Source organism: Metabacillus rhizolycopersici (assembly GCF_020075705.1).
On record NZ_JAIQUM010000020.1, the window covers coordinates 57,074 to 69,840 of the forward strand.

General features: G+C 35.4%; 11 protein-coding genes and 1 pseudogene. 5 read left to right on the forward strand and 7 right to left on the reverse strand.

Annotation, left to right across the window (positions count from 1 at the left end; all coding sequences use genetic code 11):
- Nucleotides 1-130 precede the first annotated feature (130 nt).
- A complete protein-coding gene (locus tag K9V48_RS11235; protein WP_224139091.1) occupies nucleotides 131-979 on the forward strand; it encodes a peptidylprolyl isomerase in 849 nt (282 codons plus the stop codon).
- 306 nt (nucleotides 980-1,285) lie between these two features.
- Here the strand turns inward: K9V48_RS11235 and K9V48_RS11240 are convergent.
- The 5 genes and pseudogenes from K9V48_RS11240 to K9V48_RS11260 form a co-directional block, all read right to left on the reverse strand.
- Nucleotides 1,286-1,622, reverse strand: a pseudogene (locus K9V48_RS11240) (peptide chain release factor-like protein); the annotation flags it as partial.
- A 77-nt stretch (nucleotides 1,623-1,699) separates the two neighbouring features.
- Nucleotides 1,700-1,918, reverse strand: a complete 219-nt coding sequence (locus tag K9V48_RS11245; RefSeq protein ID WP_224139092.1) for a sporulation YhaL family protein — start codon at nucleotides 1,916-1,918, stop codon at nucleotides 1,700-1,702.
- 110 nt (nucleotides 1,919-2,028) lie between these two features.
- Nucleotides 2,029-2,973, reverse strand: coding sequence for a 3'-5' exoribonuclease YhaM (gene yhaM / locus K9V48_RS11250; protein ID WP_224139093.1), 945 nt, complete (start codon nucleotides 2,971-2,973; stop codon nucleotides 2,029-2,031).
- A 227-nt stretch (nucleotides 2,974-3,200) separates the two neighbouring features.
- Nucleotides 3,201-6,182: an ATP-binding protein gene (locus tag K9V48_RS11255; protein ID WP_224139094.1), complete on the reverse strand. Its 2,982-nt coding sequence runs from the start codon at nucleotides 6,180-6,182 to the stop codon at nucleotides 3,201-3,203.
- Complete coding sequence (locus tag K9V48_RS11260) at nucleotides 6,179-7,426, reverse strand: metallophosphoesterase family protein (protein ID WP_224139095.1); 1,248 nt, start codon at nucleotides 7,424-7,426, stop codon at nucleotides 6,179-6,181. The genes K9V48_RS11255 and K9V48_RS11260 overlap by 4 nt, the downstream gene beginning before the upstream one ends.
- 356 nt (nucleotides 7,427-7,782) lie before the next feature.
- Here K9V48_RS11260 and K9V48_RS11265 point away from each other — a divergent pair, with 356 nt between their 5' ends.
- Together K9V48_RS11265 and K9V48_RS11270 are read left to right on the forward strand one after the other, a co-directional pair.
- Entirely contained in the window at nucleotides 7,783-8,334 is a 552-nt protein-coding gene (locus K9V48_RS11265) for a sigma-70 family RNA polymerase sigma factor (protein WP_224139096.1), read from the forward strand.
- Nucleotides 8,321-9,607, forward strand: coding sequence for a DUF4179 domain-containing protein (locus K9V48_RS11270; protein WP_224139097.1), 1,287 nt, complete (start codon nucleotides 8,321-8,323; stop codon nucleotides 9,605-9,607). Before K9V48_RS11265 ends, K9V48_RS11270 begins: the two co-directional genes overlap by 14 nt.
- A 370-nt stretch (nucleotides 9,608-9,977) precedes the next feature.
- Here K9V48_RS11270 and K9V48_RS11275 read toward each other — a convergent pair whose 3' ends face one another.
- Both K9V48_RS11275 and K9V48_RS11280 read right to left on the reverse strand, forming a co-directional pair.
- The gene (locus K9V48_RS11275) at nucleotides 9,978-10,412 is read right to left on the reverse strand and encodes a DMT family transporter (protein WP_224139102.1); all 435 of its coding nucleotides are present in this window, start codon (nucleotides 10,410-10,412) and stop codon (nucleotides 9,978-9,980) included.
- Between the two features lie 598 nt (nucleotides 10,413-11,010).
- Nucleotides 11,011-11,247, reverse strand: a complete 237-nt coding sequence (locus K9V48_RS11280) for a hypothetical protein (protein WP_224139098.1) — start codon at nucleotides 11,245-11,247, stop codon at nucleotides 11,011-11,013.
- A gap of 279 nt (nucleotides 11,248-11,526) precedes the next feature.
- On the opposite strand from K9V48_RS11280, the gene K9V48_RS11285 reads away from it, so the two are divergent.
- Together K9V48_RS11285 and K9V48_RS11290 are read left to right on the forward strand one after the other, a co-directional pair.
- Nucleotides 11,527-12,105, forward strand: coding sequence for a hypothetical protein (locus K9V48_RS11285; protein ID WP_224139099.1), 579 nt, complete (start codon nucleotides 11,527-11,529; stop codon nucleotides 12,103-12,105).
- Between the two features lie 421 nt (nucleotides 12,106-12,526).
- Nucleotides 12,527-12,767, forward strand: a 241-nt coding sequence (locus K9V48_RS11290; RefSeq protein WP_224139100.1) for a transposase, incomplete at its 3' end; no start/stop codon positions are given.

Below are 12,767 nucleotides of genomic sequence, written 5' to 3' on the forward strand. Positions count from 1 at the left end.
AGAACTTGCTGCTCGTGTGACTTTGATAAACAGCGGCAGACTTGAAAAAACTTTTTGCCCATGCCACATTATGGTATAGTATTACATGTGAAAATTTCCCAAAAACAGAAAGTAGGAGTTGTACGAAAAGATGAAAAAGCTAGCAATTATCCTTACTGTAGCAAGCCTTTTTATATTAAGTGCTTGTAACAAGGCTGATTCTGAAGTTGTTGTCGAAACGACAGCAGGCAATATTACGAAAGAGGAATTTTACGAAGCAATGAAGGACAGATTCGGTGAGGACGTTTTAACTTTGCTTGTTAATGAGAAGGTGTTAAGTAAAAAATACACACTATCAGATGAAGAAATTCAAACTGAATTTGATAACTTTAAAACACAATTTCCTGAGCAATTTGCAAATGTTGTTGAAGTTCAAGGTGAAGATGTAGTTAAGCAAATGATCAAAGTTGATTTATTACGAATGAAAGTCGCTGAAGCAGAAGTTGAAGTGACAAATGAGGATTTAAAATCTTACTATAAGACACTTGATGGTAAAGTCCATGCTAGCCATATTTTAGTGCCAGATGAAACGAAAGCTAAAGAAGTAGCGGACAAGCTTGCAAAAGGTGAGAACTTTGAAGACCTTGCAAACGAATATTCAATAGATCCAAGTGCAGCGCAAAATAGTGGAGATTTAGGTTGGTTTGGTAAAGATGAAATGGTTCCGGAATTTGACAAAGTCGTTTTTACGTTAAAGGAAGGCGAAGTAAGCGAACCAGTTAAGACTAAATTCGGCTATCATATAATAAAAGTAACAGAAACTGTTAAGCCATTCAATGAAATGAAAGAATCTTTAAAAGAGACAGTTCACAAGCAAAAAATCCAACAACCTGACATCATTCAAACTGCGGTTGATAAGGCGTTAAAAGACGCGAATGTTGAGGTGAAGGATCAGGAGTTCAAAGACCTCTTTAAGCCTCACGAAACAGAAAAAGAGTAATTAATTCCTAAACGAACGAGGAGAACAAAAGAGTAGGTGCCTTGATCAGCCTCAGATACGGCATAATAAGACGCGCATGCCCCCGAGGGGGTTAGGCGCGTCTTGTGTTTATCCACAGTACATAAATTTTGGTGATTACGGTGGCTTCCTTGGTATTTGATGATAATCTATCGACTTTGAACGAAAATCTATCAACTTTTTGGATTTATCTATCATTCAGCAAATTTCGGCATCCACTCCTGAGGTTAATATTCCAATAAAAGGAAGAAACCCAACTTGCACTTTCGCAATCCGGATTGCTTCCTTTTAAGATAATTTAGAGCATAAGAACGCATCGATAAATGGATCTAAATCTCCGTCCATGACAGGGATGCACGTTACCGATTTCTGTGTTTGTACGGTGATCTTTTACCCTTGAATATGGGTGGGATACATAGAATCGCATTTGACTTCCCCAGCCAATGTCCTTTTACTCACCATAAATTTCAGCTAGTTCAGCTTCTAGCTCTTCAATTCTCTTTTGATAGAGCTTTGCTTTAAGCATTTTCATCGCATGTTAACGGTTTTTAATTTGTGAACGCTCTGTTTGGCATATGACAACGACATTTGTTGGAATGTGGGTAATCCGAACAGCAGAGATAGTTTCCTATAACAAAAAAGAAGGGCCCACTTACCTGAGTAGTGGTACCCTTCTTTTTTTGATGAACGTCATTTAGAAAATCAGCTCACTGATTGATCATTTTGAAGATGTTGCTGTGGTTCAATCATTTCTCGTTTCTTTTGCCGTTCCTGTTCAATTCGATCAAGATATACTTGTCCTTCTTGCTCAATAAACTCATTATCAATTATCTTGTCCTCACGAGATGTTTTAAACGCCATATACCCGCTAACAAGTATTCCAATTATACAAACATAAATCCACCATGGTAATAAAAACATCTATGCTTCCCCCTTTATCACTTTTATCAAATGATTGCTGACAAGCCCTTTTACAGAAGCTTATGACAGGAAAGCAAAGAATATACCAAAGAAGTCGTTCTTACTTTTGATCACTCATGAAAGGTTGGTTTATAGAAAGAGCGATTATCAAGTGCAAATACTCTCTCCGTATATTCACCTGGCTTAACACGCTCAAGCGCGCGATCCAGCATATTCATTTTCGCATCAAGGTTATCGATATAATGAAGAATTTCTGCCTCTTTTATCATTGGTGGTTTGGGACTACCCCACTCAGCTTTCCCATGATGGCTTAGAACTAAATGCTGAAGCACGATCACTTCTTCTCCTTCAATTTGCAAATGCTCAGCTGCTTTAGCAATTTCATTTACCATAATTGAAATATGTCCTAATAAATTACCTTCCACAGTATATGTCGTACTTATTGGACCAGATAACTCAATTACTTTTCCTAAATCATGCAGGATGACGCCAGAATAAAGAAGGTCTGTATCAAGACTAGGATATAAAGTAGCAATTGATTTCGCTAAATCGAGCATCGACACCACGTGGTATGCTAATCCTGAAACAAATTCATGATGATTTTTAGTGGCCGCTGGATACTCGATAAAGGCAGCACCATGTTTTTTCATTAAATGTCTCGTTAGACGTTGGATATTTGGATTTTTCATATCGAATATATATTGCGTAATCTTATTATTCATTTCGTCTTTTGGAATTGGGGCAGTTTCTAAAAGGTCTGCTATATCAATCGATTCTTCTGCATTCTTTGGACGAATGTTACGAATTTTTAATTGATTGCGACCACGATAATGATGAATATCACCAAAGACTTTCACGATACTTTGAGGTGCATAGGTGCCTTCATCTTCTTGTGAAGCATCCCAAAGCTTTGCTTCAATTTCACCAGATGTGTCCTGTAGGATTAGTGTTAAAAATGCCTTTCCGTTACTTGCGATCCCCTTTGTAGAAGACTTAATTAGCAAATGTACATCTACTTGTTCACCAACATCATATTGTAGTATTCCTTTAGCCATAAACAAAGCTCCTCTCATTTTTAAAAAGATTCTATTGGGTGATTTCATCATGTAGTTTTGAATGTGCCATCAACATTTTTTAAGAATAGTATAGCATAGTTACTGTAGCTCCGGTTTTATAATAGATCAAATCGTAACAGCCACACACCTTAACTTCAATTACACACCCTGTCATTCAAATCTAATCACGGAATATGCTTTCTTGTCATTTGAAAAACTCATTCCCATTAACTAACGTGCTCTGACAGGTTGACGGTATTTTCTTTATGATAAGTAGTAGCAATATGCTGATGACATGTAAAGTAAATAACCTGATTCTCCTTCTTTAGCTCCTGTAAAAGCTGCATAATATTAGCTGTTCGTTGATGGTCGAAATGAACAAAGCTATCATCAATCATAATCGGTAAGTTCATTTGATCATTAATTGTTTTTACTAATGCTAACCGTATAGATAAATACAGCTGCTCAGCCGTTGCTTGGCTTAGCTCTTCAGCAAAAAATCTCATTCCATCTTTTCGTTCAACAATAAATGTTTGCTTATGATCCGGCAAAAATACATGATGATATTGATTAGATGTTAGTTTTTTAAAGTAGCTCTCGATATAAGCGAGTAAAGCTGGTAGCCTCGTTTCTCGATGTCGTTCAACTGTTTGATTTAATAAATCCTTAGCTAATGCTCGAATCACCCAATTTTCAGCATACTCTCTTATAACTGTCTTTTCCGTTTCAAACGAGTGGAGAAGCTTTGAGTACGTTCCGCTCTGTTCAATTTGTTGAATCTGAACGATTACACTTGAGTACTCCTGTTGTGTTTCCTTTTCGCGCTGTTCATTCATAGCTATCATTTTCTCAAGCTCAAGCAATTCTCCTTCAATATCCACATTCTTTTCCAGATTGAATGAGACAAGATCAATATTTTTTTCTGTCGTAAGCTGCTTTTCAACCCAGAGTTTCTGTTTGGTCATTTCCTCTCTTTGGTGATGAATTTTTGCATATTTACGAAATTCATCTTCATTCTCTACACCAACATTTCCAAGTAATTTATCCTTTGCTCGTTTCAAGAAATTTATTTTATCAGCTAATGCTTTGATCGCTTCTTCAGCTTCATTTTTTCGTTCCATTACGTTTGATAGCTTTTCACTCTTTGTTACTTCTCCACTTGAAAGCTTGAATAACTCATAGACAGCTTCCTCAACTGATCCGCTTTTAACCCCACAGGCATCCATTGTCTTATTCACTACATTTTCATACTGAACTAGCTCTTGTTTTATTACCTGAAGCTCTGTTAGCTCTTGCTGTCTTTTCAAAATTAACTGTTGGATATGCTGTATCAAATCAAAAGCTTCTAACAAAGCTTCTGCTGTTATATGTTTGTCTATTTGCAGTTGCTCAGCTATTCGTGAGGTCTTTTCCGTACTTTGAAAATGATCTTCCTCCCATTCTTCGTAATGTTTTAGAATTTGATCATATGCTCTCTCTTGTTGTTTATGCATAAGCTGCTCGTGATGATATGCTTGCTTTATCTTATTGTCTTTTTCGAGTTTAATCATTAATTCTGGCAATGAGTGGTCACTAGCCATGTTCTCCTCCAACAAAGTTATTTCCTGTTCAAGCATTTGTCTTCTCCTCAATAAATGTGCGATAAGAGGATCTTCCTTTGCTAGAACCTGTTTAACTTGCAGGAAAGAAAAAATGCTCCCAGCTATTAGGATAAAAACGATCAACCAATTTTGTTCGCTGATAAACCATACAGTACCTAGTAATAATAGCAACGTTAAACAACCGAAAAGAAGCGCTCGTTGTTTGCTTTCTTGTTTATGTTCTTTTTTTCTACTTTGAATCTGCGATAATAGTTGCTGATGCTCTGCCTTTACATGTAATGGATTTAGTGATTCTCTTTTAGAGACTTCGGTGGCCAAAGATGTTCTGTCCTCATCAGATAATGCTTCGTTCTGAAGCTCGCCTATTTTCCATTCAGTTTCTTCTAAAGAACTTTTCGCTTGCTCAAATTGGTCATCTAAGATTTTCTTTCTTTGTTTTAAATTCTGTTCCTCTGCTAATACTTTCTTAATCGCCTCTTTTATTGGCACCGTTGCATGAATCTTTATGATTTCGTCATCTTTTAAATGCGGATATACCCTTTGTTTATACAACATAATTTCATGTTGTAGCTGTTCAATCCTTTGCTCCTTTTGTTGACTACTTTTCACTCTTTCTTTATATAGAGGAAGCTGCTCTTTTAATGCCTGAATAGTATGCAGCCTATGTATGACGTCATGATTGACAGCAAGCTCTTCTTCCTCGAGTTGATGCTGCCCGTTTTTACTTTGTAATGAATGCAGTTGTGCTTCCATCGGTTGGAGCGTTACGACATATTGATCAAGTTGTTGTAAACCATCTTCTGGAAACCCGGTTGTATCTGGGAGAAACTGCAATTGTTCGATACACCAGTCTCTTTCTCTAATCAGTGGAAGAACCGTCTGTAACTTTTCAAGCTCCCTTTGCTTTGCTAGCGAGTGCTTTCTAGTCAAAGAGAGCGATGTAAGTTTTTCTTCTAGAGAGGCACGCATCGTTACAAGCTGTTGATACTCATTGTTTTTCCGCTTTGCCTCAAGCAATTGTCCATTGCTCTCTTTAAGCTTTGAAAGTGCTTCATTTAATATCGGTCTTTTGCCGCTTGGCTTAAAGAGGATATCTTGTTGTTTCATCAACGTATTTTCAATTGTAAACAGAGCATCTGCTCCATAAATACTAGAAAGAAAAAGAAATTTCCCAATTTGATCTGCGTTCATTTTTTGTATTTCTTGAAGCCCATGAACATCGAATGAGAAAATAGATCGATATGTTTCGCGATCTACTCCACCGAATAATGCTTGTAAATACTCCTCACCCTCCGCCCGTCCACCTTCTACTTCAACTTTTACATCTCCACCAGCTTTTCCAGGAAGTCGCTCTATTTTTAACAGATTGTTATCTTCTGTACGAATTAAAAGATACCCGCCATATGCAGTTCCTATTTTAGGTTCATACCGATTTTCTGGTTGTTGCTTCGTAGGAAAGCCGAATAAAATGCTATGGATAAATGACATAATCGTGGATTTCCCAGCTTCATTTTCGCCATAAATAACCTGGAGTTGTGAATCAGCTAGTTCAATGCTTTGATTTTCAAACTTTCCATAGCCATAGATCATTAGCTTTTCAATCTTCACCTATCCCTCACCCCACTTTGCTTGAGCAGTTCGTTATGCAACAGTCGTTCTGCTTCCTTCAGAAGTTGCTGTTGTTCTTCTAATGTAAACTCTTCTATGTATTTCCTATAGATAGGGTGCTGCATAAGCGGCTGCGTCACCTCTGCAAATGAATGATAATTTTCAACAGTTGTATGTAAATCAGTAAAGAAAGACGTGAGCTTCGGATTGTTTTCATTATGTTGATGCGTTTTATTAAGAATTTTCACTACCCAGACAAATCGACTGCTATCATCTTCATCATCATTGAGAGCATCCATTATATCTTGAACCGTCTGTGATGTTTCTAAAGAAGTTGCCAAGTCGCCTGTCTCGGTGAATTCAATTGTTAAACAAGTTGAGCGTCGATCTTGACGAATTTCTCCAATAATTTCTTCACATTGCTGTATTAATTCTGATACATTATGCAGTCCCTCAACTGACACTTCGACATCTGCCCAAATCACTTCTTCTGCAGAAATAAATGATGCAGTAGAAGCCTCTTCGTTCATTTCCACTAGATAAAACCCTTTTTCACCAGATTCTTTACGATGACGTCCTTGAATATTACCGGAATACGCAATAATAGGATTGTTTTCATGTAAAAGCTGGCGTTTATGAATATGTCCTAACGCCCAGTAATCAAAATCTTTATTGATTAGCTCATTTACTTTAAATGGACAATACACATCATGCTCTTTATTTCCTTCAATCGAACCATGGAGCATTCCTATATGGTACACAGATGCATTATCTTGTTTTACATAATGTGCTGTCATATTTTCTGTAACGGAACGGGCGGGATAGCTATATCCATAAATATAGGCAAGCGGAGCCCCGTTTTTAAGAAATACTTTCATCTCTACATGTTCACTAGAAAAAACATGAACATTGTCGGGCCACTCCAGATCAAGCCATTTCCCACCCAGATGATCATGATTTCCATGAATCACATAAACCTCTATTCCCGCTGCATGCAATCGATCAAATTCCTTTTTCAACCTCAATTGAGCCTTTAAACTTCGTTCCTCCCCGTCGTATAGATCTCCAGAGAGCAACACGAAATCTACCTGCTCTTTTATCGCAAACGTAATTAATCTTGAAAACGCTAAAAACGTGCTTTCTCTCATTTTTTCAAACAATTGAGTCGGCAAATATTTTAAACCAACAAACGGACTATCTAAATGCAAGTCTGCTGCATGGATAAATGTCATTGAGTTCTTCATTAATCCCATCCTTTGATTATTAAAAAGGTCATCAGAACCTTCCTAAATCAATTCTTTAAGAAAAGTAGCTGCTTTTTCTCTTTATACACTACATTCATTTTACCATTCTTAAAATACGAATTCACGTTCTCCACTATGATAGATTAGCTAATTATTCTAAAGACGTTGGGTTTAGTATTTTATTATTAAATTTTCACCCAATAATCGCCTAGAACTGATGCTCCATCCTCAATTGTGCCAGAATAGGGTGAAGAAAAGTGTCTGGCGTTCATATCAGCATTGAAATCAATGTTAAACTATTTTCTAAAATGAACTTTATTACCCTGCTATTACTCTTATAAAGGAGAGGTGAAAAAATGAATGTGGTTCGATTAGCGAAAAAAGCAAAAAAGGGCAATAAAGAAGCGTTACTTCAATTAATCATGGCTGAAAAAGCTGCTTATTATAAGCTTGCTCTCACGTATATGGAAAACACACACGATGCGATGGATGCCTTGGATGAAATGATTGTTGTTTTATATGAAAAGATCGGTCAGCTTCAGAAAGAAGAAGCTTTTTATAGTTGGAGTAAAACGATTTTGGCTAATAATTGTAGAGCTTTGCTTCGTAAGCAAAAAAAGCTAGTATTCATCGATGAGTGGGAGATAAAAAATGAGCGAGAGCCTAGAGAAGATTTGACGAGTGATCCTTATCGTAGCAGTGAACAGCTCATGGATATTCAAGTGTCGTTTGAACATTTAAATGTCTATCAAAAAGAAGCCATCCAATTAAAATATTTTCATGACCTCGATTATGAGACCATCGCTACTATGACAAATGTTTCGATTGGAACCGTTAAATCAAGGATCTTTCATGGATTGAAAAAGCTAAGAGAACATTATGGAGGTGAAGTTGATGAAACGAATTGAGGAACGATTGATAGACGAAAAGAAACGTTTAGACGCGGTAACAGTCCCCGAAGATCTAGAAGCTAGGTTAAGAACTGCTTTAAACAATACGCCCAAAAGAACGAAACGTAGAGCACCGATTTGGGTGATAGCTGCAATCGCACTATTATTCATGTCTATTGCCGGATACAACTACAAGGCTTTTGCTTATTATGGTAAGAAGATATTCGGATTTGATGAAGTGATGACGGACACATTAAATGAACTAAACAATGACGGTATGGGACAAATCATAGAGAAACAAACAAAACTAGAGGATGGAACAGATTTTATCATCAACGGAATCATAACAGATGCCAATCAATTGATTTTGTATTATACATTAATAAATCCTAATGGAATCGATGAACACACTAGAATGTCTTTTAGCCTTTCAAAAGTGACCGGTTTTTTAACGAACTCTTATGCAGAATTTGGCTCATCATTAATGAATGATGACCAAACTGAATTAAAGGGTACAATGTCATTTGAGCCTGTCAATCCATTTTCAAAAAAATTGACGTTACATTATGATCAACAGCTTGAAAATAGCCAAATGATCGAACGAAGCATTTCATTTTCTTATCATCCTAACGAGGCATTACAGACGGAGATGAAGCAGTCGTTAAAGAAGAAATTTACAGTCGACAAAGGTACTTTTACATTCAACTCGATTACAGCTACACCAGCATCAACAGTTATTGATGGTACGTTGAATGTTGAGAACTTTGACAGAGTCGCGTCAGCATTACACGGTATCGAATTAATTGCTAATGGAAGGCCCGTACAATTAATGGGTAGTGGCAACCAATCATCACTGAAAGGTCAAGAATTTGAGGTTCGCTATGATGCATTACCAAAGCAGTTAGATTCACTCCAATTAGTCATTAACGAGTTTGTCGGCTATGAAAAGCTTGAAGAAAACATTGCTCTCGCTACAATAAAGAATGAGCCGATTCCAATTGAAAGTAAGGAACTGTGGGTAAAAGATGTGTCAACGACTGTACAAGGGGTTGAAATCACAATTGCAACAGAAAATGATGTGATGCTCGATCGTGTATCAATAAAAACGCATAATGAGGTAATTCCTTTAAAAACAACAGTAAATCAAACCCATACAGAGCTAGAAGATGGTCGAATAATGAAAGAACGTACATTATTGTTTGATACAACCGAAGAGCCAGAATATCTTTTGATACAAGGTATGCACTATATGAAACAATACAACCATACACTTGAAATTCGAGTTGATTAGGAAGCTAGAATTGTTTTTAAAATGAAAGGTCATATGAAATTTATTCAAGATTCAAAGCTACTTGAAGCAAAATTATGCGAATATCGTTTTGAAGAAATATATCACCGAACAAAGCAGCTCCCACTTACATTATAACAATATGAACCAGGTGATAATAACGTTATTTAATTTTAAAACCTCAAAAACTCATTACCCCGTTCTGATTTTGAACGGGGTTAAAGTAAAGTTTGTTAATTTTAATTGTAAAATCTTCACAGCACTTAATCCATCTAACAAAAAATTCGTTTAAATCTCAGTGTTATTCAGCAATCGCTCCCTTTAACAAAATAACAATATACTTTTAATTCTTTGTTAAAAGTTGTTTTCTTTACTATTTTTTATAATACAAAAACAAAGCGAATAACAGCAAAAGGATGGCAATCATTTTCTTTAGATCGATTGGAAAGCGATTTCCACCAAATAGACCGAAATGATCAATTATTGCTCCAATCAGAATTTGTCCCACAATGACGGCCATTAAAGTGGCGGAAACACCAATCTTAGGAACAGCAATCACTTGAACTATTACAAAAAAAGCTCCCAACAAGCCACCTATCAATTGCCACTTTGGAACGGTTGATATCGCTGAAATATCACCGTTGCCAAAAAATAATAAAATAAATAATAAAGCCAATGTCCCCACTGAAAAACTAATAAACGAACCCTCGATAACGCCGACTTTTTTACCTAATCCCCCATTAATTTGACTTTGGACCGCTAGTGCCATACCACCGATCAACGCTAGCAATGGAAAAATAAGTTTCACCATATCCCAAATCTCCCTACATTCCTTATATTTGCCAAAGGATGATATTAATCCTTCTCTCCTTTTGATACATATCGTTTCGTATCATCTATCATTAGTATAATATATTAAAAATATTTTTGTATCTATCTAATTTGAATACTAAAATAATACAAATTACAATTATCACTACTAAAAGATAGAATGGCAAAGCGCACTTTAATAAAACAATTAAAATCTGACCTCACTCATAAAATCAATTTAATTCTTCAACTAACGCACTCCTTATCTACAGTATGTTTTTCCGCCGTATTCAACGTATTTTATGATAACAAAAATGGTACTTTTCTATCTTTACGGAAGATTATATACAGTAATTATTTATAGTTTTGAATTACCAGTATAAAAAGAAAAATGATCTTCGATTGGAAGATCATTTCAGGCTGTCGACAAAGTCGATAGCCGTTTTTTATAATTACTAACTCATCAATATATGGTGCTGTTTCGCAACAGGAACAACCAAATATGTAACTAAAAAAGAAACAAAACCCCTTTTTCTTCAGATGAATTTTTGAAAAAGGAGTTTGTCTACACTCTGGCTCCTTGTTATGTACAAGGATTAATCTATATATTCAATAATTTTTAGGTTTTGATTATAAGCTTCTTTTAGAAGTTGCTTAATTTTCACTCGAGTTAACTGGGCCATTTTTACATGATTTGATAAACATTCATATGTCGGGACATTTACTACAGTGATATATGTGTCTTTAAACTTAGTCGTTATATTTATTAAATATAACTTAGCCTCACGTCCGCACACACATTTATAGGATTTTGGATATTTTAAATTCTCCATAAGCTCATCCCTCTTTGTATCGATAATTTATAGTTACTCCTAATAAAAATATGTCATCATTATAAATTTATTATAAATAATATCACATTTATTGAAATAAACTCTAATAACACGGAGAGTGTAAACATAACTAAATCGTATTTTAAAATCGCCAAGGATTAATAGTTCTTTGTTTAAAAGAACGCGAAGATGTAGGATTGGTTAAGAGAATACTGCTAAAAATGAATGGTGTTTTTTATACATTTATAAGGCCATATAGCGAACAGGGAAGTGAATTGATTGAAAAAAATAAAAACAATTCAAAGTAAGGATGGAATCGAGTATAACCTAACTATATTTGAAGATATTATAACTTTAAATGAAGGACAAATTTCATTAATAGAGGAGCAAATTCAGAGCATTGAATCTTCAGAAGTAGAAAACTTTATAGGAGTTCCTATTAATGCTGTTACAGATGAACAAAGTGCTCAAGTAATAAAGTTAATTTCTAATATTTTGGATGATTTTTCCTCTGTAGATGAAATAGTAAAATTAGAGGTTATTGATATCACTTTTCATGTAGATAAAGATAAATTAAATGATGTTGAGATTTATATTGAAAGAGATTGGGATTATGAAAACATGGATTATGAAATTGCTGAATGCTTAAAAAGATCATTCAGATTGGAGCAATTAAGAATCCGGTTTGATCCTAAATCTAAGGATAGTTGGCCTCATTTTGGATTTACAGTTCGTGGTTTTAAGGGAGGAAAAGGGATTTACGATCAAACTGAACAAATTGTAATCTTTTTTAATGAAGATCCCCTCAAAAAAGGAAAAACAATACTGGTAATTACAATTCTTACGCCAGATTATTAAAAAGGATAAATAAATCTATTAAACTACGATAACATATCTCAAAAGAGAAAAATCGATATAAATGATACACGTTAGGTGTTATTTAGTTCGTACAAGATAGCCACGGATATGTATATGGGAAATTACTCCTACACCTGGAAAAGAATCAACAATACCATGTAATTGTTGTAAGATATGTCGATTGACTACTTAATGGATTAAGGTTGTCATTATACATCTATAGCAAGCACCATTTTTTATTTGGCTCTGTTAAATAACTATGTTGATAATTGAATGAAATGAAGTCTTGATAATCAATTAAATAATTAAAAAGGGTAGAGGGGGATCTATACTTCCCCTCCATAGCATAAATATAATGGATAGGCTACAGAAAAATTAAGGTCAAGTAGACTACAGTAAATACTATTGGGGAGAATCTACTATGACACGTCAACGTCGAACTTTTACACCCGAATTTAAACTTCAATTAGTGAAGCTTTATGAAAATGGCAAATCTCGCGCAGATATTGCCAGAGAATATGATATTACACCATCCGCTTTAGATCGTTGGATTAAAAACTATGGTGAATCTGGTTCGTTCGCTGCGAAAGATAATCGAACAGAAGAAGAAAACGAACTTGCTCGATTACGTAAGGAAAACCAGCGTTTACTGATGGAGAACG